This is a genomic window from Xanthomonas prunicola (assembly GCF_025266575.1).
Taxonomy (GTDB): domain Bacteria; phylum Pseudomonadota; class Gammaproteobacteria; order Xanthomonadales; family Xanthomonadaceae; genus Xanthomonas; species Xanthomonas prunicola.
This window is the reverse complement of record NZ_CP096142.1, coordinates 3,035,653-3,062,356: the sequence shown is the minus strand read 5'-3', so window position 1 is coordinate 3,062,356 and position 26,704 is coordinate 3,035,653. Positions and strand designations below refer to the sequence as shown.

General features: G+C 65.3%; 23 protein-coding genes, 1 other RNA gene and 2 pseudogenes. 11 read left to right on the top strand and 15 right to left on the bottom strand.

The annotated features are described in order from the left end of the window. Positions 1-160: 160 nt before the first annotated feature. The 4 genes from M0D43_RS12965 to M0D43_RS12950 all read right to left on the bottom strand — a co-directional run bounded on the left by M0D43_RS12965 (position 161) and on the right by M0D43_RS12950 (position 1,726). Positions 161-397: a hypothetical protein gene (locus tag M0D43_RS12965; protein WP_252161727.1), complete on the bottom strand. Its 237-nt coding sequence runs from the start codon at positions 395-397 to the stop codon at positions 161-163. Next, a complete protein-coding gene (locus M0D43_RS12960; RefSeq protein WP_252161726.1) occupies positions 394-768 on the bottom strand; it encodes a hypothetical protein in 375 nt (124 codons plus the stop codon). The genes M0D43_RS12965 and M0D43_RS12960 overlap by 4 nt, the downstream gene beginning before the upstream one ends. Beyond that, on the bottom strand, positions 758-1,609 hold the full coding sequence (aroE, locus tag M0D43_RS12955) for a shikimate dehydrogenase (protein ID WP_252161725.1): 852 nt from the start codon (positions 1,607-1,609) through the stop codon (positions 758-760). Before aroE ends, M0D43_RS12960 begins: the two co-directional genes overlap by 11 nt. Before the next feature lie 42 nt (positions 1,610-1,651). Then, positions 1,652-1,726, bottom strand: a non-coding RNA gene (locus M0D43_RS12950) — sX9 sRNA. Positions 1,727-1,805: 79 nt separating this feature from the next. On the opposite strand from M0D43_RS12950, the gene M0D43_RS12945 reads away from it, so the two are divergent. Further along, complete coding sequence (locus M0D43_RS12945) at positions 1,806-2,687, top strand: TolB family protein (protein ID WP_260807247.1); 882 nt, start codon at positions 1,806-1,808, stop codon at positions 2,685-2,687. 37 nt (positions 2,688-2,724) lie between these two features. Further along, positions 2,725-2,964, top strand: coding sequence for a hypothetical protein (locus tag M0D43_RS12940; RefSeq protein ID WP_425510676.1), 240 nt, complete (start codon positions 2,725-2,727; stop codon positions 2,962-2,964). 184 nt (positions 2,965-3,148) lie between these two features. Here M0D43_RS12940 and M0D43_RS12935 read toward each other — a convergent pair whose 3' ends face one another. Further along, positions 3,149-5,683, bottom strand: coding sequence for a PepSY domain-containing protein (locus tag M0D43_RS12935; protein ID WP_252164930.1), 2,535 nt, complete (start codon positions 5,681-5,683; stop codon positions 3,149-3,151). Positions 5,684-5,911: 228 nt separating this feature from the next. Here M0D43_RS12935 and M0D43_RS12930 point away from each other — a divergent pair, with 228 nt between their 5' ends. After that, positions 5,912-6,664 carry a DNA/RNA non-specific endonuclease gene (locus M0D43_RS12930; protein ID WP_252164929.1) on the top strand — a complete coding sequence of 251 codons (753 nt, stop codon included), beginning with the start codon at positions 5,912-5,914 and terminating at the stop codon, positions 6,662-6,664. Positions 6,665-6,788: 124 nt separating this feature from the next. On the opposite strand, the pseudogene M0D43_RS12925 reads toward M0D43_RS12930, so the two are convergent. Beyond that, positions 6,789-7,040, bottom strand: a pseudogene (locus M0D43_RS12925) (LysR family transcriptional regulator); the annotation flags it as partial. 71 nt (positions 7,041-7,111) lie between these two features. Here M0D43_RS12925 and M0D43_RS12920 point away from each other — a divergent pair. Then, positions 7,112-8,199 (top strand): IS3 family transposase gene (locus M0D43_RS12920; RefSeq protein WP_252164928.1). Its coding sequence is split into 2 segments (ribosomal slippage): positions 7,112-7,364 and positions 7,364-8,199, totalling 1,089 coding nucleotides; the frame shifts between segments, so codons are not numbered across the junction. A 36-nt stretch (positions 8,200-8,235) separates the two neighbouring features. Here M0D43_RS12920 and M0D43_RS12915 read toward each other — a convergent pair. Further along, positions 8,236-8,565: pseudogene (locus M0D43_RS12915) on the bottom strand (LysR substrate-binding domain-containing protein); the annotation flags it as partial. Between M0D43_RS12915 and M0D43_RS12910 the strand changes: the two are divergent. Further along, positions 8,485-8,724 (top strand): hypothetical protein, encoded by a 240-nt coding sequence (locus tag M0D43_RS12910; RefSeq protein ID WP_252165188.1) that lies wholly within the window; start codon positions 8,485-8,487, stop codon positions 8,722-8,724. The pseudogene M0D43_RS12915 and the gene M0D43_RS12910 overlap by 81 nt on opposite strands. Before the next feature lie 41 nt (positions 8,725-8,765). Here the strand turns inward: M0D43_RS12910 and hemB are convergent, their stop codons facing one another. Both hemB and M0D43_RS12900 read right to left on the bottom strand, forming a co-directional pair. Next, positions 8,766-9,758, bottom strand: a complete 993-nt coding sequence (gene hemB, locus M0D43_RS12905) for a porphobilinogen synthase (RefSeq protein ID WP_252164927.1) — start codon at positions 9,756-9,758, stop codon at positions 8,766-8,768. 219 nt (positions 9,759-9,977) lie between these two features. Beyond that, entirely contained in the window at positions 9,978-10,220 is a 243-nt protein-coding gene (locus M0D43_RS12900; RefSeq protein WP_252165056.1) for a hypothetical protein, read from the bottom strand. A 223-nt stretch (positions 10,221-10,443) separates the two neighbouring features. Between M0D43_RS12900 and M0D43_RS12895 the strand changes: the two genes are divergently transcribed. Continuing rightward, positions 10,444-10,914: a hypothetical protein gene (locus M0D43_RS12895; protein ID WP_252164926.1), complete on the top strand. Its 471-nt coding sequence runs from the start codon at positions 10,444-10,446 to the stop codon at positions 10,912-10,914. Between the two features lie 46 nt (positions 10,915-10,960). Here the strand turns inward: M0D43_RS12895 and M0D43_RS12890 are convergent, their stop codons facing one another. The 4 genes from M0D43_RS12890 to M0D43_RS12875 form a co-directional block, all read right to left on the bottom strand. Next, positions 10,961-12,751 carry a DUF885 domain-containing protein gene (locus M0D43_RS12890; RefSeq protein ID WP_260807246.1) on the bottom strand — a complete coding sequence of 597 codons (1,791 nt, stop codon included), beginning with the start codon at positions 12,749-12,751 and terminating at the stop codon, positions 10,961-10,963. Between the two features lie 68 nt (positions 12,752-12,819). After that, positions 12,820-13,194, bottom strand: a complete 375-nt coding sequence (locus M0D43_RS12885) for a cytochrome c oxidase assembly factor Coa1 family protein (protein ID WP_252164924.1) — start codon at positions 13,192-13,194, stop codon at positions 12,820-12,822. A gap of 159 nt (positions 13,195-13,353) precedes the next feature. Further along, positions 13,354-15,591 carry a dipeptidyl aminopeptidase 4 gene (locus M0D43_RS12880; protein WP_252164923.1) on the bottom strand — a complete coding sequence of 746 codons (2,238 nt, stop codon included), beginning with the start codon at positions 15,589-15,591 and terminating at the stop codon, positions 13,354-13,356. Between the two features lie 326 nt (positions 15,592-15,917). Then, positions 15,918-16,607 carry a glutathione binding-like protein gene (locus tag M0D43_RS12875; protein ID WP_252164922.1) on the bottom strand — a complete coding sequence of 230 codons (690 nt, stop codon included), beginning with the start codon at positions 16,605-16,607 and terminating at the stop codon, positions 15,918-15,920. Between the two features lie 376 nt (positions 16,608-16,983). On the opposite strand from M0D43_RS12875, the gene M0D43_RS12870 reads away from it, so the two are divergent. The 5 genes from M0D43_RS12870 (at position 16,984) to M0D43_RS12850 (ending at position 24,614) form a co-directional block, all read left to right on the top strand. Then, on the top strand, positions 16,984-19,998 hold the full coding sequence (locus M0D43_RS12870; protein ID WP_252164921.1) for a TonB-dependent receptor: 3,015 nt from the start codon (positions 16,984-16,986) through the stop codon (positions 19,996-19,998). 191 nt (positions 19,999-20,189) lie between these two features. Beyond that, complete coding sequence (locus M0D43_RS12865) at positions 20,190-20,891, top strand: SapC family protein (protein ID WP_252164920.1); 702 nt, start codon at positions 20,190-20,192, stop codon at positions 20,889-20,891. After that, positions 20,881-21,894, top strand: coding sequence for a cupin-like domain-containing protein (locus M0D43_RS12860; RefSeq protein WP_252164919.1), 1,014 nt, complete (start codon positions 20,881-20,883; stop codon positions 21,892-21,894). Before M0D43_RS12865 ends, M0D43_RS12860 begins: the two co-directional genes overlap by 11 nt. A gap of 10 nt (positions 21,895-21,904) precedes the next feature. After that, positions 21,905-23,470 (top strand): tryptophan halogenase family protein, encoded by a 1,566-nt coding sequence (locus M0D43_RS12855; protein ID WP_252164918.1) that lies wholly within the window; start codon positions 21,905-21,907, stop codon positions 23,468-23,470. A gap of 139 nt (positions 23,471-23,609) precedes the next feature. Then, complete coding sequence (locus tag M0D43_RS12850; protein ID WP_252164917.1) at positions 23,610-24,614, top strand: energy transducer TonB; 1,005 nt, start codon at positions 23,610-23,612, stop codon at positions 24,612-24,614. A 147-nt stretch (positions 24,615-24,761) separates the two neighbouring features. Here M0D43_RS12850 and M0D43_RS12845 read toward each other — a convergent pair whose 3' ends face one another. Both M0D43_RS12845 and M0D43_RS12840 read right to left on the bottom strand, forming a co-directional pair. After that, complete coding sequence (locus tag M0D43_RS12845; protein ID WP_252164916.1) at positions 24,762-25,955, bottom strand: ABC transporter permease; 1,194 nt, start codon at positions 25,953-25,955, stop codon at positions 24,762-24,764. After that, positions 25,952-26,698 carry an ABC transporter ATP-binding protein gene (locus M0D43_RS12840; RefSeq protein WP_260807245.1) on the bottom strand — a complete coding sequence of 249 codons (747 nt, stop codon included), beginning with the start codon at positions 26,696-26,698 and terminating at the stop codon, positions 25,952-25,954. The genes M0D43_RS12845 and M0D43_RS12840 overlap by 4 nt, the downstream gene beginning before the upstream one ends. Positions 26,699-26,704: the final 6 nt, after the last annotated feature.

Genomic DNA, 26,704 nt, shown 5'->3' with positions numbered 1-26,704 from the left:
CTGATGCCGAGAACGCACCTTGCACGGCCTGCCGCAGGGTTCGGCTGTTCAATCACCGCCTGCAAGCACCGGCTGCCTGCTTGGATCCGGAAGGTCGCGCGATGGATGCCGACCGAGGACCTCGCTGCCTGCAATGAGCAGGCAGCGCGTCTTCGCTTCGTCAGCTGCGCTGCACGCGCGAGGGCCACGCAAAGCGCGCCCACACCACGCCGATGGCCGCCATCGCGATACCCATCAACAACATGCCGGCGCCCACACCGTTCGGCCCGAAGCGTTCGTACAGCAGGCCGCCGCGATTGACCGCGGCCAGCGCCTGCGGATGCAACAGCGTCCATACGCCCTGCCCGGCACAGACCAGCCCAACGATGACCAGCGCGATGGCTTTGAGCGGGATCATGGGCGCGTACCAGCAGTGGGTGCCAAGCGTTGCAAGCTTGCCGCCAGCGTCCACACCAGCGCGCCGATGCCGACGGCCTGGACGGCCATCAGCACGAAGTGGGCGATACTGACCACCATGCTGATCTGACGCACATTGCCTTGCTGCAGCAACAGCATCGGAATCGCCTGGAACGCGACCTCGGCGAACAGGCAGCCCAGCAGCAACCAGAGCGCGGCCAGCCCGGCACGCCGCAGCGGGCCATGCGGCGCGCGCCACAGCAGGACCAACCCAAGCAGCACCGCAATCAGCATCGGCACGCGCGACAGCAGGCTGGTGACCAGGGTCAGCAGGATAGCGGTGGCATCGGCGCTGCCCACGTCAGTCGGCACTGACCAGCACGGCCTCGCGCGCGCGCAGCGCGGCGTAGACCGGATCGGTGTCCGGGCGCACGCCGTGCCATAGCGCGAAGCTTTCGGCGGCCTGTTCTACCAGCATGCCCAGGCCGTCGATGGCGTACCGGCATTGCGCCGAACGCGCCCACGCCAGGAACGCAATGGCGGTGGCGCCATAGTTCAGATCGACCGCGGCAGTGAGGCTGTTGACCAGCCCAAGCGGCAGCGCGAACGCACCGGCGTCGCGGTCGCGCCCGGCGGCGGTGGCGTTGACGATCAGCTCGAAGTCGCCGAGGTCGCGCAGGTCTTCGATGTAACGCGACACCACCCGACCGGGTTCGCCGAGCGCATCGCACAACGCATCGGCGCGCTCGGGCGAGCGGTTCACCACCACCATTTCGGTAATGCCGGCTTCCAGCAGCGCCGGCGCGACGCCGCGTGCAGCGCCGCCGGCGCCCAGCAGCAGGACGCGGCGACCGCGCAGATCCAGGCCATGGCGATCGGTGAGATCACGCACCAGGCCGATACCGTCGGTGTTGTCGCCCTGCCACTGGCCATCGTTACGCACCAGTGTGTTCGCCGCCCCGGCCAGCCGCGCGCGATCGCTGAGGCTGCTGGCCAGCGCACACGCCGCTTCCTTCAGTGGCAGGGTGACGTTCGCGCCCTTGCCGCCTTCGTCGGCGAAGCGTTGCAGCGCGGCACTGAAGTCCTCCGGCGGCGCATCGATGGCGGTGTAGTCCAGCGCAATGCCGGTCTGCTTCCCGAAGTCGGCGTGGATGGCCGGCGACAGCGAATGGGCGACGGGGTGACCGAACACGGCATAACGGGATACGGGCATGAAACGCTCTCTGGTTGACTAGACTGTGCGCGACTTTAAAGTGGCTAACAACATGTAGCGAGCGGTCGTCAGGGGGCATCGACCGCGCGCAGGAACCGGAGTGTACGAGTGGTACATGCCGATTCCGAGCACTGGCCGCGCCCGCCTGGCCGTTACGCAGTCATTTTGTTAACCGCTCTTGAGGCAGGAACACCACATGCGCTATCGATGGACGCTGCTCACGCTGGCGGCAAGTTTACTCTGCGTCCCGTCTGCTTCGGGGCTTGCTGAATTCGGCATCGAGGGCATGGGCGTGGTCTCCACGCCAGCGAATGAGTCACGCGCCACGCTCAGCCCGGACGGGCAGCGCATCGTCTGGGCCAGCGACCGCGCCGGTGGCGCCGGCGGCTGGGATCTGTGGCAGGCGCAGCTGCGCGCAGGACGCTGGCAGGACGCGCAACCGCTGCCGATCAATACCGGGCAGGACGAAACCACGCCACTGTTCAGTGCCGACGGCCGCTGGCTGTTGTTCGCCTCCACCCGACCCGGCGGCGCGGGCGGCAGCGACCTTTACCGGGCACCGGTGGATGCGAAAGGCGCCGTGGGCCCTGTGCAATCGCTGGGCGCGGCGATCAACAGCGCCGGCAACGAACGCGCGCCGACGCTGTCGCTTGACGGGACGCGCCTGCTGTTCGCCAGCGATGGACATGGCGGCGCCGGCGGCATGGACCTGTTCGTGGCGCACTGGGATGGGAAGGCGTTTAGTGCGCCGGTGGCCTTGGTCGACATCAACAGCGCAGCCGACGAACTGGACGCCGCCTGGCTCGGCGACGGACGCGCGCTGGTGTGGGCCAGCGGAAAGACCGACGGCCCCAGCCAGTTGCTGTTGTCCGTCTGCAAAGACGGGCATTTTGCACCGGGCCAGGCGCTGCCGCTGTCGTTCAACGGGCCGCAGGAGCGCACCTTCGGCGCGGTCGTGGATGCGGCAAAGCCCGGCGAATTGCTGGTGACCGGCAGTGCCCGAGCACCGCGCGCAGGGCAGCTGGACATCTACCGGATGAAGGCACCGGCAGCCGAGGGCGATACGAGTTGCCGTTGAGGTGGATGGGTGCGTTGGATCAGATCGAGACGGGGTGATCTGGGCAGTCGCCGCAGAGCTGCTGATCGCTTCCAATGCGGCGGCTAGCGAACCGTGCGACGCGAAGTCCTCATTCTTCAAGACACATCTGGCGGGTGCCCTGGCCGATTGCGGAGCCGTTGGCGGCATGGATGCCGCCAACGAGCGCATGGACGGATTCACGGCGTGTCCTGCGAGCGGTGAGGACACCGCGCGCTCGACCGACCAGGCTTTTGATTGCATAAAAAAGATGCGATAACAAACTGCTCCGCAGGCGCCGTGCGGGCAGCGGGCAGCGAGCAGCGAGCAAGCAATGCTCAACATTGGCACGTATCAGTCGTGCATGGCTGTCTGCGGTTCTGCAATCCCCGCGCCCGCCTCACGCGCACGCACCAGGTTCTGCGAACCGATGTCAGGCCGGAATGCAGCGCCCCTCACCGCAATCAGTACACATCGCGCCGATAACGGCCGGCCGCGGTCAATGATTCCAACCGCGTGTCACCGAGAAGTTCTCGCACCGTTGCATCGACTTCGCGCGCCATGCTGTCCAGACTGCCGCAGACATAAATGACCGCGCCACGGTCGATCCAGTGCCGCAGCGTGTCGCCGGCTTCGCGTAGGTGATGCTGCACGTAGCGCTTGTGCGGTTGATCGCGCGAGAACACCCACTCCAGTTGCTGCAGGTGCCCACTCGCCTGCCAGGCTTGCAACTCGTCGGCGAACAGACGGTCGTGTGCAGCATGCCGCTCACCGAACAACAACCAGTGCCCATGCACGCCGGCCACCTCGGCTTCGCGTAACAGCGCGCGCAGGCCGGCAATGCCGGTGCCATTGCCGATCAAGACCATCGGCATTGTTTCGACGCGATGAAACCCGGGATTGGTGCGCAACCGTGCGCGCACCGACGTGCCGATCGGCGCATGGCAGATCAGCCAACCCGAACCCAGACCGGGGCTGCCATCGGCACGCGCAGTCAGCCGCACCACGACCCTCGCGCTTCCATCGGCCGGCACGCTGGCGAGCGAATAATCGCGCGTGGGCAGCCAGGCGCAGGCATCCAGCCAGGTTTGCGGATCCGGAGCATGGGCAAGCGGCGTTGCAGGCGGCTCCGGCAGCACGCGCTCGGCGGCGGCCTGCTGCAGCGGCAGTAACTGCGCGTCCACGTGCACCAGCGCGTCCGGCGACAGACCCCATGCAGCCAGACAGACGCGCACCTGCTCTTGGGCATGCGCGGGTTGCACTTCGAGGATGTCGCCGGCCTGCCACCGTGCTTGGGCCGGTGGCTGCAGATCGATGCGCCAGATCGGCGCTCCTTCGCTGCCCGGATTCAGATGCGTGCGCGAGGACAGCGTCCATTCGGTCACCGTGGGCCGTGCCAGGGGCGCGGCGATCACCGGTGCACCGGCGATCTGGCCGAGCTGCGCATGCCATTGCGCCAGCGCCTGCGGATCGCTGTTGTCCATTTCCACCGCAGGAAACAGCGCGCGCGCGCCCTGCGCATCCAACCATTGGTCGACACGCCGCGAGAACCCGCAGAACTGCGCATATTGGCGGTCGCCCAGCGCCAGCACCGCATAGGTCAGTTGCGGCAATTCCAGGCGTTGCCGCAGCAGTCCGCGCTCGAAACCGCGTGCCGCATCCGGTGGCTCGCCATCGCCAAACGTACTGATCACCAAGAGCGCATGCCGGGTGCGTTGCAGCTCCTGCGCATCCAGCTGCGCCAGCGAGCGCACCTGCACCGGCAAGCCGGCCGTCTGCAAGTGCCCGGCGGCCTGCCACGCCAGGCGTTCGGCAAAACCGCTCTGGCTGGCGAACGCAATCAACCATGGTGCTGCTTGCGACGCCGGCGCGGCGCCTTGCAACACCACACGCGCGGCGCGTAGTTCGCGTTTTTTGCGGCGCCGATCCAGATACAGCATCCAACCGGTGACGAAGAACACCGACATGCCAAGGCTGGCCAGCATCACCACGATGCGCCCGGGCAACCCGAAAAAACTGCCCGAATGCAGCGGGAACATGCTCACCGCTACTTGTTGCCCGCGCGGCAGCAGCGCGTAGTCCTGGCGCTGCTGCAGTGCCCCGCTGTCCGGCGCGATATCAAGACTGTTGTAGGCGCGATCGTGAGCGGGATTGTCAGGCAAGAACCGCACATTCAGAGACTGCCCGGCGCGCGTGGGAATGCGCAGATCCAAGGCGGCGCTGCGGGTGGCCGCAATGCCATCGAGTGTGCGCTGCACGCGTGCGAAATCGACGGTGGCCGGGCGGTTGTCGCCTTTGTCGCCGCGTATCGCAGGCGCAGCGCCGAGCAAGGCCACCATGCCATCGCGATACCAGGTGTAGGACCAGGTCAGCCCGGTCAGGGCGACCAGCAGATACACCAGCAAGCACCAAGTGCCGAACACCGCATGCAGGCTCCACAAAAAACTGCGCCCCTGCCGTCGCCATTCCACCACCCACCAGGTCCGCGGGCTCCACCACCGCCGCGGCCAGCGCAGATACAGCCCCGATGCGCAGAAGAACAGCAGGATCACGGCGCACGCACCGGTAACCGCCTGACCGCGCTTGCCGGCCGTCAGATTGCGGTGCAGGTCTTCGATGAAGGCAAACGCAGCGCTCAGCCGCGGCGGCGCGAGCCGCTCCCCTGTGTAGGGATCGAAATACACCCGGCCACCGCCCTTGCCGGATAGGCGGGCGGCAGATGGACGCGCGCCAGTGGGGTCGATCAACAGGCGCGTGACCGTGTGTTTCTGTGCCGCATCGGTCGGCGTCAGATCGAGCCGTTGCAGCAGCACGTCCACCGGCAAGGGGCGCTCGCCCGCTGCATGCCGCTGCGCCAGCTGCGCGATGGCCGGATTGGCCATGCGCACGATCTCGTTCTCGAAGGACATCGACGCGCCAGTCAGCCCCATCACTGACAGCACCAGCCCGGCAGTGATACCGAGCAGCCAATGCAGCTGGAACAAAAGCGTCTTGATCAAGACCTGGACACGAAACAGGACGGCCGACCATTGTAGATGAGAATGAGTCTCGCATCCGATCGGCACGCTGATGGCGTTCTGCCGCAGCTTGGCGTGCAGCCCTCGCAAACGGCCCGCCTTGTTCCCTGCGCCCGGCAGCGCGCCGTCATCTGCCGCACATGTCGCGGTCATCGTTTGGACATCGCACGTTGCCACCTTCCTCACTCCTTTCGGCAAGCGAGCTCTGCAATGTCCTTCCTCTTGCGCGGTTGTGTGGCCCTGGCAGTGGTGTGCACGACCTCCGTGGCGGTCGCCGCCACCAGTTGTCCCACGCTTTACGCAAACGGCACTCCGCCTGCCGTGAGCAGCGCCACCACCCGCACGACCGAGGTGTGCCACACCGAATACGTATTGCTGGCCTCGGGCGCGACCAAGGACCCGGTGTACTCGGCCGAGCACCTCACCGACCAGCAGGTTGCCGGCGCCGAGGCGATCGGCCGGGTCGGTTCCTTCCACGACGAAACCGGTATCCCGGCCGCTGATCGCTCGAAAAGCTCCGACTACACCAACACCGGCTACGACCGCGGGCACATGACGCCGGCCGGCGATGCATCGACCGAAAGCTCGGAAAAAGAGACCTTTTCCATGGCCAACGTCGTCCCGCAGGACCATAAGCTCAACACCGGGCAATGGGCGCACATCGAAGAACAGGTGCGTCAGTTGGCCAAGCAGCACGGTGAGTTGTACGTGGTGACCGGCCCGGCGTTCGACAGTGGCACCGCAGCGACCATCGGCACTGACAAGGTCGCCGTACCGGCGTATGTGTGGAAGGCCATCTACGAGCCGGGCGTGGGCGCGGGCGCGTATCTGTGCGTCAACGCCAGCAGCATCAACTGCGATGTGGTGTCGATCAATGACCTGGTCATGATGACCAATGTGGATCCGTTTCCGTCGCTCAGCGCAAGCGTGAAGTCGCAGGCGATCGCGTTGGTGCTGCCGTAACGTCTACGTTTGCGTGGCATGCGGCTGCATGTGCGTCACGCCTGCGGACGGCGCACGCGAACGGCAATCGGGATCGGTCATCGCAGCGGCTGGGTGCCATGCAGGCGCATGTGCCCAGCCGCTGTCAGTTGGTGCCGGCGCCTGCCTCCGGCGCGGCGCAGTGCGCGGCCAATCCAGCCGCCAGGGCCGCGAACACTGCACTGCAGGCCGCACTGGCGCGCAGGTCTTGATGCATCGTGACCCAAACGTCGAGAGCAACGCGGACCTGCTGCGGCAACACCGGCAGCAGGCGTGGCGTCCGCCGCGCCAGCGCTGACTGGCAGAAGCCGATGCCGCATCCGGCACGGATCAACGCCAGCTGCGCCAGATCGCTGTCGGGGTAATCCCCCCACAGGTTAGCTGACGCCAGAAGTGGAATTTTCTCGTACCCTTTTCTGAGGAGGTTCCATGAAGACATCCCGTTTCACCGACAGCCAGATCATCGCCGTCCTCAAACAGGCCGAGGCCGGCACGTCAGTGCCGGAGTTGTGCCGAGAGCACGGCATCAGCTCGGCAACGTTCTATAAGTGGCGCAGCAAGTTCGGCGGCATGGATGCGTCGCTGATGTCCCAGCTCAAGGAGCTGCAGGACGAGAACCGGCGCCTGAAGAAGATGTACGCCGAATCGCAAATGGCTGCCGAAGTACTTCGTGAGGCGATGGCAAAAAAATGGTGAGGCCATCTCAACGCCGGGAGATGGCCCGATGGGCGGTGGCGAACAAGGCGATGAGCATCCGGCATGCCTGCCAGGCGTTTGAGGTCAGCCAGACCTGCTACCGCTATCAAGCCAAGGCCAGCGAGGAGAACGTCCAGATTGCCGATTGGCTTGTCCGGTTGACCACGACCTATCGTGATTGGGGGTTCGGCCTATGCTTTCTGCACCTGCGCAACGTGAAGGGCTTCGGCTGGAACCACAAGCGGGTGTACCGCATCTACCGGGAGCTGGAGTTGAACCTGCGGATCAAGCCGAAGAAACGGCTGGTACGTGAGCGTCCAGAGCCGTTGTCGGTACCGGAGACGATCGACCAGGTCTGGTCGATGGACTTCATGCACGACCAGTTAGCCGATGGTCGCAGCTTCCGGTTATTTAACGTGCTCGACGACTTCAATCGCGAGGGTCTGGGCATTGAGGTCGACCTGTCGCTGCCATCGGCCCGGGTGATCCGCTCGTTGGATCAGATCATCGACTGGCGCGGCAAGCCAAACGCCATTCGCTGCGACAACGGCCCGGAGTACATCAGCGATGCGCTGCTAGCTTGGGCACAGCAGCGCGGCATTCGGATCGAGCACATCCAGCCGGGCAAACCGCAGCAAAATGCCTACGTCGAACGTTACAACCGCACCGTCCGCTACGCTTGGCTGGCCACAACGTTGTTCGACACCATCGAGCAGGTTCAGGACAAGGCCACGCGCTGGCTATGGACGTACAACCATGAGCGCCCCAACATGGCGCTCGGCGGTATCACCCCAGCAATGAAATTGGCGATGACCGCGTAGCTCCACTTTTGGCGAACGCTAAAAGCGGGGGATTACCTCGGCACGTAGCGCGAAGGCCGAAGGTTCCCAAAGCGGGAAACCCGTGCGCGCGCCGCGCAGGAACGGAGTGTCCGTGTCGAAGCCCACCAGCGCGTGTTGCGCCAGATCGTCCGGGCGCTGCGGCACGCCATGCCTGTCTACATAGTCCGGATGGGCGTATAGCCCGATGGCGATCTCACCGACGCGACGCGCCACCAGCAGGTCCTGCTGCGGCCGGATCATGCGCACCGCCACATCGGCTTGGCGATGCAGCAGATCCTGCACCCGATTGCTCAACACCAGTTCCATGCGCAGCTGCGGATGCGCGTGACGCAATGCAGCCAGGACGAGATCCGGCCGCTGTGGCGCCACCCGCTGCGCCTGCGCAACACGCGCCTGCGCGAGGTGCTGGGGGAGGAACCGCACACGCCCTTGGACGCGGCCGTTGAGGCAACGCTCAGCGGATTGGGCTGCCTGCCGACAGCGTTGCTGGCATCAGCGCACTGACGCAGATGCGCCTGCGGCGCCATGGCCGCAGGCGCTCGCGCTCAGCGCGTTTCGCGCAACCAGCGCGCCACTTGCGGGGCGAAATAGGTCAGCACGCCATCGGCACCGGCACGCTTGAAGGCCATCAACGCCTCGAGCACGCACGTGCGCTCATCCAGCCAGCCATTGGCTGCTGCCGCCTTGAGCATCGCGTACTCGCCGCTGACCTGATACGCGAAGGTCGGCACGCGGAATTGGTCCTTCACCCGGCGCACCACATCCAGATACGGCATGCCCGGCTTGACCATCACCATGTCCGCGCCTTCTTCCAGATCCAGGGCGATCTCGCGCAAGGCTTCGTCGCCGTTGGCCGGGTCCATCTGGTAGGTGGTCTTGTCGGCCTTGCCCAGATTGCCGGCGCTGCCCACCGCATCGCGGAACGGGCCGTAGAACGCCGAGGCGTACTTGGCCGAATACGCCATGATGCGCACGTTGAGATGATCGTCGGCATCGAGCGCGCGGCGGATCGCGCCGATGCGGCCGTCCATCATGTCCGAGGGCGAAATGATGTCCACGCCCGCCTGTGCATGCGACAACGATTGCTTGACCAGGGCCGCGACGGTGACCTCGTTGAGCACATAGCCCTTGGCGTCGATGATGCCGTCCTGGCCGTGCGTGGTGTACGGGTCCAGCGCCACGTCGGTCATGACGCCCAGTTCGGGAAAGCGTGATTTCAACGCACGTACCGCACGCTGCGCCAGGCCGTCCGGGTTCCAGGCTTCGGCCGCATCCAGGCTCTTGCCAGCCGGGTCGATGACCGGGAATAGATCGATCACCGGGATGCCCAATTCCAGCGCGTTTTCCGCTTCGCGCAGCAACTCGTCCAGCGACAGGCGTTCTACGCCCGGCATCGACGCAATTGGCGCACGGCCGGGCAACTCGTGCACGAATACCGGCCAGATCAGGTCATCGGTGGTCAACGTGTTTTCGCGCATCAACCGACGCGAAAACGCATCGTGGCGCATGCGGCGGGGGCGATAGTGCGGGTGGGCCATGACAAGGCTCCTGTAGACAGCGCATCAGTTTACGCCCGCCATCCCACGCAGGACGCGCTGCGACGCAGTGTCGCAGCGTTGCAACGGCACGAGGGCTGTTGCTTGCGTGCTGCCAGCGGCAGAGCGGACAGCTTGGCGAAGCTGCGTGCAGGCCCTGCCCGACGCGCGTACCCGACACCGGCACACGCGGGTGCGCATCGCCGGCTTGTCGAACGCGCCTTAGATCACGCCGCCGCCGATGCTCAAGCGGATCACCCCGACCACGATCACCAGGCCATTGAGCAGCAGGCCGGTCTTGGCGCGGCCGCGGTTGCCCGCCGAGGTGAACAACAGCGCGATGGCGGCGATCAGCGCACCCACTGCCGCGAACGGAATCAGGAACCAATTGCCCCAGCCCAGCAGGGGGATGAAGGCCAGCACCATCCAGAGCAGCGCCACGATGCCCCACAACAGACTGATCAATCCCACGTGCCACCTCGTCTTGAAGAAAGCGCGAGCTTACCGGCGCGGCCGTCCTCGCGCCGTGGGCGGGTGGTCATCGTGACCAATGGCGGTTTGGCAGCAGCCTCACACCGGCATGGCTAGGGTGCGCCAAAGTCCGACGCGATTCAGTCCAGGCGCCGGATCATCGCTGCCACTACCCGGCTTTCATTACCCAGCTTTCATTACCCAAGGGGGGTCCACCATGCACCTGCAATCGCTGATCAGGAACGTCGCCATCGCTGCGGCTAGCGCTGCCTTGCTGGCCGGCTGCGCCAGCAGCTCCAAGGTGATGCTGGGCCAGGCGCGCGCGCCGATCGACCCGGCGCAGGTGCAGGTGTATTCCAACGCCCCAGTGGGCTCGGTGGAGATCGCCCAGCTTGAGTCGACCAGTGCCGCCGGCTTCGGCACCCAGGGCCAGACCGATGCAGCCGTCATGCGACTGAAGCGCGAAGCCGCCAAGCTCGGCGCCAACGGCGTGGTCATCGTCGGCGTTGGCTCGGAGCGCTCCGGCGGCGGCCTGTCGGTCGGCGGCGGCAGCTATGGCGGCCACGTCGGCGGCGGCCTGGGCATCGGCATCCCGACCACCCAGAAGCGCGCAGCGGGTGTGGCGATCTGGGTGCCGGCGGGGGCACAGCAGCGCCCGGCACCTGATGTTCCGCCGGCGACGCGGTAAAGCCCGCAGATAGTCACCATTGTGCTTTTGCATGCGACGAAGCGACTTAGCGCTTGGCCTGCTGCGCCGGAATGAACTGCGTTTCCACTGCCTTGGCCAGCTGATCCGGTGGTAGCAGGCCCTGGTCGAGCAGGAAGTTGTTGAAGGCCAGGCGGTCGAATTTCTTGCCGAGCGCCAGCTCGGTGCGCATGCGCAGTTCGAGGATGCGGGTGTAGCCGTAGAAGTAGCTGCCGGCCTGGCCGGGGGCGCGGACGGTGTAGCGGTCCAGTTCCTGGCGGGTCATCGCCGGCGACAGGCCGACGTCGTCTTCCAGTACCTGGCGCGCGCGCTCGCGGTCGATCAGGCCCAGGTTGAGCATCGGGTCGAGCATGGCGCGGGCAGCGCGCAGCAGGCGGAACTGCAGGGCGATCAGCTGCCCGTCGAGCGGTTCGTACGGCACCATTTCGGCTTCGGCGTACAGCGCCCAGCCTTCGACGTTGACCGAGTTGAACGCGAACAGACTGCGCGCCAGCGACACGCCGCGTTCGACCATGGCGGTGAACTGCAGCTCGTGGCCGGGGCGACCTTCATGCGCGCTGAGCGTCCAGGCGGCCGAGCCGAAGTTGAAGTCGTCGTACTGCTCCTTCTTGCCGCCGTCGGCGGTCGGGTTGCCCAGCGGCAGCACGAACTGGCCCTGCTGGCCGGTATTGCCGATCAGCGGTGCCGGCAGGAAGTGCGGTGCCGGTTGCGCAGCGCTTTCGGCGGCACTGCCCAGGCGCATCTGCATCGGGCGATTGGGCACATCGACGATGCGCTGCTGCCGGATGATCGGGTCGATCTGGTCGATCACGCCGCGGTAGTGGGTTTCCAGCTGGTCGTCGGCGATCTTCTTGCCCTTGAGCGCACGGATCACCTGCACATAATCGCTGCCCTGCACGCCCTTGGCCTTGGCCACCAGCGGCGCGAGCTGACGCATCGCCGAGCGGGTTTCCATGAATTCCAGCTGCGCGCGCTGGATCAACTGCTGCGGGGCGATATCGATGCCGACCTGCTTGAGCTGGAAGGCATACAGCGGTTCGGGCAGGCGGGTGTCCTTGCGCGCCTTCGGCAACACCGTGGTGCGGGTCCAGCTGGCGTAATCCTTCAACTGGGTGGACATCGCCTTGAGCGCTTCGTCGGCGCCGGCGATCTTGTACTTGGCGAACAACTCGCCGATGCCGGCGACGTAGGTGTCCACGTTCGCCAGCGCCTGCTCCACTTCGCGCTGGGTGGGCTGCAGTAACGCGGTGTTGCCCAGCTTTTCCTCGTAGCGCTGGCGCGCCAGCGTGGTGGTGGGCGTGCTGCCCGGCACCAGGCCGACGTAACGCTTGAGGCGGTCCAGCGCCTTGGCGCGGCGCTCGGGCACGGTCTGGTCGGAGAGCAGACCGTTGAGGCCGCTGAAGACGACCTCAGGCGCGTCGCTCCAGGGCAACAGATAGCGCTCGTTGAGCTCGCTGCCGTCGATGTTCTGCTCGGCGGCGCCGATCATGATCTGCAGGTCCTGGCGCACGTTGGCATCGCGCTCGGTGGTCAGCTTGGCCTGCAACGTGGCGCGTGCCTTGCGCATGGCATCGCGGTAGCGCGCGGCGTTGTCCGGGCCCAGGTCGACGACCTGGTCGTCGTAGCCCGGCACACCGAAGAAGCTGGCGTATTCGGGCTGGAACGGCGCCTGCGCGTTGAGCAGGATCTGCGCATACCCGTTGCTGGTCTGCACCCAGGCCGGGCTGGCGGGTTGTGTCGGCGCGGTCTTGCCGGTCTGTGCCTGCAACGGCAACGAGGAACCGAGCGCCAGCGCAACGGCGAGAACGAGTGGCTTCATGAGGCAGATCCGCGAAGTGAGTAGCGCGACCCTACCCATCCGCAACGGCCGCGGCAATCTGCCTTAGGTCATGGCAGGCAGGGCTGCGGTGGCGATGCGGTGGCAGGCAACACATCGATCGGGTCGCCATCGATGCCGGCGAAGGTCAGTGTCTGGTAGGTCCAACGGCCATGCCGGCGTGTGGCATCCACCTGCACGCTGCCCTCGCCGCGCGGGCCCTGCAGCCCAACGCTGAAATGCGCCTCGCCGGTGGGACCGGAGTAACGGACGCTGCCGTTGGGCAGGAAGGCTTCGGTGATCGGTGTGCCAAGCAGTTGCACGACCCGCGCATCGGTCCTGGCGATCTGCAATGCGTCGCGATACACATCGCTGGATTTCAGCGCTGCAGTGATCACGTAGAGCACCCCACCGATCAGCAGCGCAAGCAGCAAGAACAGCGCCACGCCGATGCCGGGGACAACCCACCTCCAATGCCGGCTCCAAAAATCATGCGCGCGCTGGGGCTGCGGTGATGCTGGAGGGATCGGTGGCGGCAGGGACATGGCACTCCTTGTGCGAACACTGGTAACGGCGGGCGATCGGTGCAACGCATCGGTGTGTATTTAGTCGTGCACCGGCATCAAACAGCGCTGCAAAAACGCTTCGGCGGTCTTGTAACGATGCAGTGCGGATGCACCCGACAACCCATGCTTCGCGCCGGGATACGTCATCAATTCAAATGGGGTGCCGCGTTGCTGCAACGCGCTCATCAGCGCAGTGGAGTTGGTGAACAGCACATTGTCGTCGGCCATGCCGTGGATCAGTAGCAGCTTGGCGCGCAGTCCATCCAGATGCGTGGCGATGCGTGCGTCGCGATAGCCTGCGACGTTGTTAGCCGGCAGGTCCATGTAGCGCTCGGTGTAATGCGTGTCGTACAGACCCCAATCGGTGACCGGTGCGCCGGCGACGCCGCAGGCATAGGTCTCGCTGTGCTTGGCCAGCAGCATCAAGGTCATGTAACCGCCGTTGGACCAGCCCTGCACGCCAATCCGCTTGGCATCGACCCAGGGGTGTTGTTTGAGCCAGGCCACACCTTGCAGCTGGTCGTCCACTTCCACCGTGCCCTGCTTGCCGTACAGCGCGCCACCGAAGTCGCGCCCGCGCCGTGGGGTGCCGCGGTTATCCAGCGAAAACACCACGTACCCGCGCTGGGCCAAGTACTGGTCGAACAAGGCATCGCCGCGGCTGGGCCAGGCATCGAGCACGGTCTGCGCCGCCGGGCCGCCATACACATAGACGATGACCGGGTAGCGCTTGGCCGGGTCGAAATTGTCCGGCTTGGTCAGGCGGTAATGCAGCGGTGTCTTGCCGTCGGCAGCGCTGAGCGTGCCGAATTCGATCGGGCGCTGCGCGTCGCGGTATCTGGCGTACGGATGCTGTGGGTCGCTCAGGTCGTTCTTCAGCAGCGTGGCGATTTTTTCGCCATTGGCGCGAAACAACTCGATCTGCGGCGGCGTGGTGGTGTTGGACCATGTGTCGACGTACACGCTGGCGTTGTTCGCAAAGCTGGCCGCGTGCGTGCCGTTGACGCTGGAACGCCTTTCGATCGCGCCGCCGGCCAGCGGCACGGCATAGAGATGGGTTTGCGTGGGCGCGTCTTTGCTTGCGGCGAAATACACCGTGCCGGCCTGTTCGTCGATGGCGAGCAGGCCATCGACGACCCAGTTGCCGGCGGTGAGCGGCGTCAGCGTGTGGCCGTCTTCGGACGCAAGATACAGGTGCTCGTAGCCACTGCGTTCGGAGTTCCAGACAAAGCGGCCGTCCTTGAGGAACCGCAGGTCGTTGCTGAGCGGCACCCAGGTTGGCGAGGTTTCGGTGATGAGCGTGCGCTGCGCGCCGCTGGCCAGGGTGGTTTCGATCAGCTCAAGGGTCTTCTGGTCGCGCGACTGGCGCTGGAAGGTCAAGCGCTGCGCATCACGCCAGTCCACACGCGCCAGATAGATGTCCGGGTTCTTGCCCAGGTCGATCCAGCGCGGAGTCGCCTTGGCGCGCGGTACGATCACGCCCAGCTGCACCGCTACATTCGGCTGGCCGGCCTGCGGATAGCGCTGGCTGATCACCTCGGTGTGGTCGGCATACACTTCCGGACGCTTCTGCACGGGCACCTGCGCTTCGTCGATGCGCGCGAAGGCAATGGCCGAATCGTCCGGCGCCCACCAATAGCCGGTGTGGCGATCCATTTCTTCGTCGGCGACGAATTCGGCCACGCCATTGCCGATGGTCTCGCTGCCATCGTGGGTCAGCTGCAGCGCGTTGCCGCTGGCCAGATCGATCACCCACAGATTGCGCTCGCGCACGAAGCTGACGAAGCCACCCTTGGGCGAGAGTTTGGCGTCGGTGGCAAAGCCTTCGCCGTGGGTGAGCCTGCGGACTGCTGCCGCGCCGGTCTTGCGCAGGTCGTATAGATACAACTCGCCACCGAGCGGGAACAACAGCGCGTGCGCATCCGGTGCCCATTGGTAATCGACGATGCCGGTGAGCGCGGCGATGCGTTGGCGTTCGCGACGGGCTTTTTCGACATCGCTCAGGACCTCGGTGCCGGGCAGCACGACCTTGGAATCGACCAGCAGGCGCGTCTGGCCGCTGGCGATGTCGTATTCCCACAGATCCAGCTGATTGCGATCGCCGTCCTTGCCGCGCAGGAAGGTCACGCGCGAGCCATCCGGCGCCACCTTGGGTTTCATCAGCGTGGGGCCGGCAAGCGGCAACGGGCCGGTGATGGCCTCCAGCGTGAGTTTTTCGGCGTGGGCCATGGAAGCGGTACTGAGCATGAGGGCAAGGGCGGCGAACAAGGCGCGCATTGAAGATCCTGGCGGAAGTGCTGGCACAGGATGCAGGGGTGGTGAAAGTTTGAGAAGCGCGGCGATGCGGGCGTTGGTCGCTCGGGCGTGCGCGTGCGCAGGGATGGTGCCGGGGTTGTGCAGGCAGCGCGGGCTGTCTGTGAGCGCTCGATAACAATCACGCGTCACCGCGCGTGGCGTACGACACCGCCGCCCCCCACTTCGCGCCCCAGCCCGCGTTTGCGCCGCGGGCTGGGGGCGTATGCCATGCCTTTTCGCCCCGACGGGAGAAGGTTTCAAGCGCCATGTCGCACTGCGATGCGCGCTCTGCCAGTGCGACTGCGCCTTCAGCGCTTACCGAACAGGTGTTTGCGCTCTTCATCGCTGAGCGGCTTGCCGGCGTTTGGGTCGACCTGCTCCTTGAGGGCGTAGGCACGCTGCGTGGCCGGACGCGCGGCGATGGCGTCGTGCCAGCGCTTCAGATGCGGGAAGGCGCCATCGTCCGGCTTGAGGTCGCCATACACGTCGATCCACGGATAGCTGGCCATGTCGGCAATGCCGTAATCGTTGCCGGCCAGGAAGGCATGGTCGGCCAGGCGCTTGTCGAGCACGCCATGCAGGCGGCCCACCTCCGCGTTGTAGCGCTCGATCGCGTAGGGAATCTTTTCCGGTGCATAGACGTTGAAGTGGCCCATCTGGCCGCTCATCGGGCCCAGCCCGCCCATCTGCCAGAACAGCCATTCCAGCGCGGCGATGCGACCGCGCGCATCGCGCGGCAGAAAGCGGCCGGTCTTCTCGGCCAGATACAGCAGGATCGCGCCGGATTCGAACACGCTCTGCGGCCCGCCGCCGTCGACCGGTGCATGGTCAACGATGGCTGGCATCTTGTTGTTGGGCGAAATCTGCAGGAACGCCGGCGCGAACTGTTCGCCCTTGCCGATGTTGACCGGCTTGACCGTGTACTTCAGCCCGGCCTCTTCCAGGAACAAGGTGACTTTGTGGCCATTCGGCGTGGGCCAGTAGTACAGATCGATCATCGTGCGCTCCAGTCAAAGGTAGGGTCGTAGCGGCAGACACAACGTAAAGCGGCTGTGTCTGGCAAGCATCGGGCCGGCACGCACCTGACGAATCCGCTTGCCAGTCGCGCATTCAAGACTCGCGCTCGCTGTGTCAATGCCATCGCATATCGCGATACGTTGCCATCGAAGCGCGATGGTAAGGCCAAGCGTTTGCGCGCGGATGCATCGCAAACCCTGCCCAGTGGAACGATGTGTGACGCGATTAGGTCACTGTCGATGCTGCACTGCAAATTGACTTTGTTAAGGCCGCACTAACAAATGCTCGATTGTCCGTTCGACCTTTGCCTGCCCCGCCTGGGGCCGGCCTTATCTTTTGTTTGGGGAAGCAACTACCGTGAGAGAGACTCGCACCCTGCCGCGCACGCGGCGCTTGACGTCTGCCCTGCTGTTTGCATTGTCGACGCCGCTGGCCGCGCAGACCGCGCCGACGCCGCAGTCCGCATCCACCGTTCCGGGCTCCAGTCAGGCCGACCCCGCCACCCTCGATACCGTCCAGGTCAGTGGTATCCGCGGCAGCCTTACCTCGTCGATGAACGTCAAACGCGATGCGCAAGGCATCGTCGATGGCATCGTGGCCGAAGACATCGGCAAGTTCCCCGATACCAATCTGGCTGAGTCGTTGCAGCGTATCAGCGGTGTGTCGATCGACCGCTCGCTGGGCGAAGGCTCGCGCGTGACCGTGCGCGGTGTCGGCCCGGACTTCAATCTGGTGCTGTTGAACGGCCGGCAGATGCCGGGTGCCAGCATCGAAGAATCCAACGCCTCCAACTCGCGTGCGTTCGACTTCGCCAACCTGGCGTCCGAGTCGATCTCCGGCATCGAGGTGTTCAAGACCAGCCGTGCCAGCACGCCCACCGGCGGTATCGGCGCGACCATCAACATCAAGACCGCCCGGCCGCTGGATAATCCGGGCATGCATGCCAATGTCGGCCTGAAGGGTGTGCACGATGCATCCAACGAGAACCTGCCCGGCCGCTTGCAGGGCGATTCGCTGACGCCGGAAATTTCGGGCATTTTCAGCAACACCTCGGCCGACGGACGCTTCGGCGTGTCGCTGAGCGGCAGCTACCAGGAACGCGACTTTGGCTACAGCCAGGTTGGCGTGCCCAATGGCTGGCGCGCATTCCGTGGCGATTCGACCGCCTACGGCACCATTCCGCAGCCGGGTGCGCCGGGCTCGGAGAACATCGTCAACCGCCCTGGTCCGAACGATATCTATTCGGTACCGCAGAACCTCAATTACCGCGTGGTGGGCGTCGAACGCCAGCGCACCAACGGTCAGCTGGTGCTGCAGTACAAGCCGCTGGACAACATCACCACCACACTGGATTACACCTACTCGGAAAACAAGATCCAGCAGCAGCGCAACGAGATGTCGGTGTGGTTCAACTACGGACCGTCCGCCAGCTCCTGGACCAAGGGACCGGTCGCAGGGCCGGTGACCTATTCGGAAATCGTCAATCCCCCCACCAGCGATCTGGCCACCGCCGGCTCCAAGGCGGCCACGCGTAACCAGAACAAATCGCTCGGCTTCAATGTGGATTGGGCGGTGAACGATCAGTTCAAGCTCAACTTCGACATCCATCGCTCCACCGCCGAAGCCGGCGCGGACAGCCCGTATGGGTCGAGCAACTCGCTGGGCGTGTCCGGCTTCTACCGCGGCACCTCGGTGGTGGATTTCAGCAAGGATTTCCCGGTGCTGCAGCAGCAACTGGGCTTCGGGTTGAACGGTCTGGACCCGTCGCGCACGCTGGTCACCGGCTCGGCATTCCGCAACAGCTACATGAAGTCGGAAATCGATCAGGCGCAGGTCAACGGCGACTTCACTTTCGAAAACTATTCGCAGTTGAAGTTCGGCATCGGCAGCACCGAGGTCAAGAACCGCTCGGCGTTCTCCAACGTGCAGCGCGACACCTGGGGCGGCAACGGCACCGCGGCCGACTATCCGGACGACCTCTGGATTCCCAGCGCGTTTGCGCAGTACTTCGATGCGATCGACGGCAGCGGCAATCCGCAGCAGTTCAACCAGCTGTACCTGTTCGACTTCGAGCGCGTGCGCCAGGCCGCTGCGCAAGCCGCTGGCAATGACGCGCTGTATCGCATCTCGCCGGTGTTCACCACCGACCGCCGTGTGACCGAAAAGTCCAAGAACGCCTACCTGCAGTGGAACAACAGCTGGGACGATCTGCGCGTGCCGATCAGCCTGGCCGCCGGCGTGCGTTACGAAGAAACCAAGGTCCAGGCGCAGGCGCTGGTACCGGTGGCAGTGGGCATCGACTGGGTCGCCAACAACGAGTTGCCAATCCGCCTGGCCGACTCGGCGTTCGCCGGCGGCAGCGGCAAGTACGAATACTGGCTGCCCAGCCTGGACCTGAGCTTCAGGCTCACCGAAGACCTGGTGCTGCGCGGCAGCTACGGCGAAACCATCGGCCGTCCCGGTTGGGGCGACATCCAGGGCGGGCAGACGCTCAACCAGATCGCGCGCCTGGAAGGCGGCACCGGCCAGGAAGGCAACCCCGGCCTGAAGCCGCTGCTCTCGCACAACATCGATTTCTCGCTGGAGTGGTACTACAGCGATGCCAGCTACGCCTCGGTGGGCTTCTTCCGCAAGAACATCGACAACTACATCGGCGTCACTACGCGTAACGACACCTCCCTGGGCTTGAACACCCCGATCGGCGGTGCGTACTGGAACGAAGCGCTGGGCAATGGCTGCGCCTCGGCCGACCTGACCTGTATTCGCAACTACATCTTCCGCAACCGCGGCGGTTCGCCGGGCGTGGTACGCGGGGCTGACGATGCCAACGGCAACGCCACCGGCGTGATCAGCGGGCAGCCGGGCGATCCGGTAGCCAACTTCGCCATCACCGCGCCGGCCAACCAGCGCTCGGCATCGTTGGATGGTTGGGAATTCAACCTGCAGCACATGTTCGGCGCCAGCGGTTTCGGCGTGTCGGCCAACTACACCAAGGTCGATTCCGGGCTGACCTACAACAACTACGTGATCGGCGAGCAGTTCGCGCTGGAAGGCCTGAGCGACTCGGCCAACCTGGTCGGCTTCTACGACAAGGACAAGTGGCAGGTACGTGCGGCCTATAACTGGCGCGACGAATTCCTGGCCGCGCGTTTCGACGGCAGCGGTCAGCCCAATCCGGTTTACACCGAAGCCTACGGCCAGCTGGACCTGAGCATCGGTTACCAGTGGACCGAGAACCTGTCGCTGAGCCTGGAGGCGATCAACCTCACCAACGAAATCCAGCGTCAGCATGGCCGGCAGAAGAACGAGATTATCTATGCCACCCAGACCGGTCCGCGCTACATGCTGGGCCTGCGTTACAAGTTCTGGTGATCCACGCTCTGGCGATGCAGGAATGACGGCATCGCTGCAGTCCCCGCATCCATTCCCCGGCAGCCTGGCTGCCGGGGAATGGACACGGCCGTTGCGCCCGGCCAGATGACGTGAATGCGTCCAGGGCTTGCCGTGCAGTGGCGATTCGTTGAAGCATGGGCCACGCGCCCCGCGTGCAGTGCCACTCCCCCATGACCAATGCTGTGTTGTTGAACAATCTCGATCACCGCGCTCTGCGCGTGATCACCGCGCACGGCGCCGCCTACGGCGATGATGTGATATCGGCTGCGACCTTTCCGCAGGAATTCCGCCAGTTGCAGGCGCAATATCCCATCGTGTTTCATTGCAGCGGTGAGCGCAGTTTCCAACCGCTGGCATTGCTGGGATTACGCCTGGGAGAAAACCTGTTCCTGGATGGCACGCGTTGGGATGCGCCCTATATCCCGCTGTCGATTCAGCGCCAACCGTTCCTGATCGGCGAACAACCCGATGGGCCGATGGTGCATGTGGATCTGGACAGCCCGCGCATCAGCAGCGTTGAGGGTGAGCTGCTGTTTCGCGAACACGGTGGCACCACCGACTTTCTGGACCACATTAGCCAGGTACTGCGCACGCTGCATGATGGGCTTGCCGCCAGCGATGCGTTTGTCGACCGTGTACTGCGTTACGACCTGCTCGAACCCTTCGTGTTCGAAGCCACCTTGAACAACGGCCTGGAATGCCGGCTGGCCGGGCTCTACGTTGTGCATGAAGAGCGCCTGCGCAGACTCGATGACGCCGCGCTGCTCGAGCTGCACTGGCATGGCGATCTGGAACCGCTGTACATGGCGGTGGCCTCGATTGCGCAATTTCGCCATCTGCTCGAACGCATGAATCGTCGTCATGCTGGCTGAGCCACGCCCCATCGAAGAACGCCACGGCCTGGACCCGCATCAGCTGGACCCAGCCATCCTTCGCTCCACCACGCCACTGGTGCTGCGTGGGCTGGTGCGCGACTGGCCGCTGGCCCGCGCCGGCGCAAGTTCCGCCCAGGCCGCTGCCGCCTATCTGCGTGGCTTCGACCGCGGCGAGGCGGTGGTAGCGCAGGTTGGGCCACCGGACATCGGCGGGCGTTTCTTCTACAACGCGGACATGAGCGGCTTCAACTTCCGCCCCGAGCGCGTGCCGCTGGCGGTGGTGCTGGACACCTTGTTGCGCGACCTCGATAACGCGCAGCCACCGGCAATCTATGTGGGCTCCACCACGCTGGATACCTACCTGCCCGGGCTGCGCGCGCACAATCCGATCGTGCTGCCGCAACGCGAGCCGCTGGCCAGCATCTGGATCGGCAACCGCACCCGCATCGCCGCACATCAGGACCTGCCCGACAACCTGGCCTGCGTGGTCGCCGGGCGGCGGCGTTTTACGTTGTTTCCACCCGAGCAGTTGGCCAACCTCTACATCGGCCCGTTGGATCTGACCCCGGCCGGGCAACCGGTCAGCCTGGTGGATATCGCCGCACCGGATCTGCAGCGCTTTCCGCGCTATGCGCAAGCGCTGGACCATGCGCTGGTCGCCGAGCTGGCGCCGGGCGATGCATTGTTCATTCCCAGCATGTGGTGGCACCACGTCCAGGCACTGGAGAGCTTCAACGTGCTGGTGAATTTCTGGTGGCGGCAGAGTCCGTCCTACATGGATTCGCCGATGAACGCGCTGATGCTGGCGCTGCTGACCATCCGCGACTTGCCGGCCGAACAACGCGTCACCTGGCAAGAGGTGTTTCGTCACTATGTCTTCGAGGCAGACGACACCACCGCCGCGCATCTGCCCGATGCCGCGCGCGGCGTGCTGGCCCCGATGGACGACGCCAGCGCGCGCAGCCTGCGCGCACGGCTGCTGCAACGCTTGAATCGCTGAGGACTCCGCCATGCCCGACACCATGCCTTCCGACCCGCAACAGCGCCCGGTGCGCCGCGTCGTCATCGCCGGTGGCGGCACGGCCGGCTGGATGGCCGCCGCGGCGCTGTCGAAGCTGCTGGGCCGGCACCTGCAGATCACCCTGGTGGAGTCGGACGAGATCGGCACGGTGGGCGTGGGCGAAGCCACCATTCCCAGCCTGGTCACCTTCCACCGGCTGCTGGAGATCGACGAGGCCGCCTTCATGGCCGCCACGCAGGCCACCATCAAGCTCGGTATCGCCTTCGAACACTGGCGCGATGTGGACCGGCATTACATCCATTCCTTCGGTCATGCCGGCACCGATCACTGGAGCGCCGGGTTCCAACACTTCTGGTTGAAGGGGCGCCAGCGCGGCGTCGCGCGCGACTTCGGCGACTATTGCCTGGAACTACGCGCCGCGCAGGAAGGCCGCTTTGCGCACCTGCCCAATGGCGGCATGAATTACGCCTATCACCTGGACGCTGGGCTGTACGCGCGCTTCTTGCGCCGCTTCAGCGAAGGCTTCGGCGTCACGCGCATCGAAGGCCGCATCGGCCAGGTGGAGACCGATGCCGAAAGCGGCTTTCTCACCGCACTGACGCTGCAGGACGGCACGCGGGTGGAAGGCGACCTGTTCCTGGATTGCACCGGCTTTGCCGGGCTGCTGATCGGCAAGACGCTGGGCGTGGGCAGGGACGATTGGTCGCACTGGTTATTCGCCGACAGTGCGCTGGCGGTGCAGACCGAATCGGTGGGCCCACCGGTGACCTACACCCGCTCGCGCGCCGATCAGGCCGGCTGGATGTGGCGCATTCCACTGCAGCACCGGGTGGGCAACGGCATCGTGTATTCCAGCCGCTACATGGACCAGGACAGCGCGCGTGCGGTGCTGGAACGCAACCTCACCGGGCGCGCGCTCACCGAGCCGCGGCCGCTGCGTTTCACCCCCAACCAGCGCCACCGCGTGTGGGAAAAGAACTGCGTGGCGCTGGGCCTGGCAAGCGGGTTCCTGGAGCCGCTGGAATCGACCAACATCCATCTGATCCAGCGCGGCATCATCCGTCTGCTGCAGACCTTTCCGCAGGTCATCAATGCTGTCGACAGCGCCGAGTACAATCGCCAGGCAGCCCAGGAAATCACGCACATCCGCGATTTCGTGATCCTGCACTACCACGCCACCGATCGCCGCGACACGCCATTCTGGCGGGACTGTGCGGCAATGGACATCCCCGATTCGCTGCGCCACCGGGTGGAGCTGTTCCGCCAGAGCGGGCGCGTGTTCCATCAGGCCAACGAGCTGTTTGCCGAGAACTCGTGGGTGCAGGTGATGCTGGGCCAGGGCATCGTGCCGCACCAGCATCACCCGGTGGCCGACCTGATGGGCGATGCGGAGCTGAGCCGCTTTTTGGAGACCATCCGCACCCGGGTGGAGGGGGCGCTGGTGCGGTTGCCCGCGCACGCGGACTTCCTGCGCCGCTACTGCCCTGCCCCGCCGCCGCCCGAACCGGCCGCGCGCGTACCGACCCCGACGGTCATGGCGACCCCGGCGGAATAAATTTCGGCAGTCTGCTGCGCAACCCTTGGCTTAGACCGCCCCAGCAATGCTAGATTGCGGCATTGCCGACCATTGCGGGAACAATGGCCGGCGCTCGCCGCAACAACGTTATCTTTCGCACTCGGGGTAAGGGGGACGCATGTTGGATCTGACACAGGGCCGTATGGCACGCCGGATCGCGCCGGTCATTTTGCTGGTTGGCCTGGCCGCCTGCTCCAAGCAGGAAGACAAGGCCGCCACCACCGCGCCTGCGACCGGCGACACGCCGGCGGCATCGGCACCCACGCCTGCGACGGCGGTCTCGCCGCAGGTGCAGTCGATGGCCGCCGACCAGTTGCGCACATCGGCCACCAAGGCGCTGCAGGACAACCGCATGTACGCCCCGGCCGGCGACAACGCGGTGGAGTACTACCTGGCCTTGCGTGAGAAGCAGCCGCAGGACGCCACCGTCAACAGCGCGCTGACCGATCTGCTGCCTTACACGCTGATCGCCGCCGAACAAAGCATCAGCCGTGAAGAGTTCCCCGAGGCGCAGCGTTTAATTGCGCTGATCGAAAAGGTCGATCCCAAGGCACCGGCATTGCCGCGCCTGAAGGGCGGCCTGGAAACCGGCATGAAGACCGCCGCCAACCGCTCCGAGCAGGATGCCGAGCAGGCCAAGAAGCAGGTCGAGGACAAGGCCAAGCAAGCCGCCGAGCAGAAACGTCTGGCCGAGCAGCAGACCCGCGAGGCGGCTGCTGCCCAGCAGATTGCCGCGCAGCAGGAAGCGGCTCGCCAGCAGACCGCCGAGGCCGAGCGCCAGGCCGCTGCGCGTCGTCAGGCCGAAACCCCGGCACCGGCGCCAGCGCGTCCGGCTCCAGCGGCTGCCGCCGCCGCGGCACCGGCCGCGCAGTCGCTGCGCCCGATCAGCACCCCGGCGCCGCGCTACCCAGCCGAAGCACTGCGCGCCGGCACCTCCGGCGAAGTGCTGGTGGAGCTCACGGTCGGCACCGACGGCTCGGTCACCGCCTCGCGCGTGCTGCGCGCCAACCCGCCGCGCGTGTTCGATCGCGAAGCGCTCAACGCGGTCAAGCGCTGGCGCTTCGAACCGGTCGCCGCACCGGTGACCACGCGGCGCACGCTGTCGTTCAATCCGGGCGGTTGATGCCTGGATCGTTGATGGCATAGAAACGCAACAGCCCGCAGCGATGCGGGCTGTTGCGTTGTGGGGGTGGTGTGCAGCGATTGGTGCACCCGTGTGTTTAGACGGTGTCGCAAGGACTTGCAACAGACCGCTAGTTGCGCAACACCATCAACCCGAAATCGCCAGACGCTCCTGGTGATACCGGCGCACTGCGGCATACCACAGCATTGCCGCCACACCGAAGCCGGCCAGCAGATACACCGCCCAGGTCTGCACGTTGATGGTCTCGTGGCGGATCACCTTCAACAGCATCTGGTTTTGCGCCAGAAACGGCACCGCAAAATGCCACAGCTGCGTCTTCAGCGGATACGCCATCAATGCGTAGCCCGGCAGCATCGGCAGCAGCAGCAACCAGGTCATATGCGCCTGCGCTTCCTTCATGCTCTTGGCGGCGGCGGCCAGATAGGTCAGCAGCGAGGTGCCGACGAACAGCATCGGCACCAGGATGAAGAGCATCTGCAGCATCGGCACGAAACCGACATTGAGCTGACGACCGAGGTTGGACGTGGACAGCTGCGCACTCAGCTTGAACGCCAGCAAGGTGAGCAACAACGACACCATGCCGATCACGCAGGCCGCAGCGATCTTGCCGCTGACAATGGCGCTGCGCGGCGCGGGCGTGGCCAGCAACGGTTCCAGCGATTGACGTTCGCGCTCGCCGGCAGTGGCATCCAGAATCAACGACGCGCCCCCCAGAAACGAGGTGATGACCAGCAACACCGGCAGCAGCATCGCCATCATCTGGCCGCGTTTGGCTTCGGCAGTGGCCAGGTCCTGCGCGGCAACGTCCAAGGGCCTGGAAACCTGGGCATCGATCCCGCGCGCCAGCAAACGCAAGGCGCCGACCTGCTGGCTGTAGCCGGTGAGCGCGGCCTGCAGGCGCAGGCTCGGCACATCGGCCTCGCGGCGCGTGCTGTCCTTGATGATCTCCACCAGCGCCGGCCTGCCTTCGCGCCAATCCTCGGCGTAGCTGTCGCTGATGCGCAGTGCCACATCCACATCCTGGTTGCGAATCGCCGCCGTCAGATCGGCTGGCGCATCCACTGCGTTGAGCCCTTGCGCGGCCAGAAAACGCACCAGATTCGGCGCGTTGCTGCGACCGAGAGTGGGAATGTCGAGCGGCTTGTCGATCTGCGTCCGCACGCGGCTTTCGCTCAGGGCGCCCATGCCCAGAATCAGGATCGGGTACAGCAACGGCGATAACAGTAACGCCAATGCCAAGGTGCGCCGGTCGCGCGAGATGTCGCGCAATTCCTTGCGCAGCACCGTCCATAGCGTGGACAACAACGATGTCGTGCTCATGCGTGCAATCCCTCGTCCGAGCCGATCGCCTTGACGAAGGCGTCTTCCAGATTGTGTTCACCGGTGGCCGCGCGCAGTTCGTCGGCGCTGCCGCAGGCCACTACCGTGCCCTTGGCGATGATGACGATGCGATCGCACAGCGCTGCCACCTCCTGCATGATGTGGCTGGAAAAAATCACGCAGCGCCCCTCTGCGCGCAACTGCTGCAAGAAGCCACGCATGGCGCGCGTGGTCATCACATCCAGGCCGTTGGTGGGCTCGTCCAGAATCACGTTGCGCGGGTCGTGCACCAATGCCCGCGCAATCGCGGTCTTGGTGCGCTGGCCCTGGCTGAAGCCTTCGGTCTGGCGATCCAGAATGTCGTCCATGTCCAACGCCTTCGACAGCAGACCTGTGCGCTGCGCGATCTGCGCGCGCGACATGCCATGCAACTCACCGAAATAGGCGATGTTCTCGCGTGCGGTCAAACGCTTGTAGACGCCGCGTGCGTCCGGCAACACGCCGAGTGCGCGTCGCACTGTCACCGGGTCGCGGGCGACATCCACGCCATCAATGGTGACACTGCCCTGGTCGGGCGACATCAGCGTGTAGAGCATGCGCAAGGTGGTGGTCTTGCCGGCACCGTTCGGGCCGAGCAGGCCGGTGATCTGGCCATCGGCAGCACTGAAACTGACGCCGTCGACGGCGTTCACCAGCCCGGCCTTGGTCTTGAACGACTTGTGCAGAGTATCGACGACGATCATGCGAGC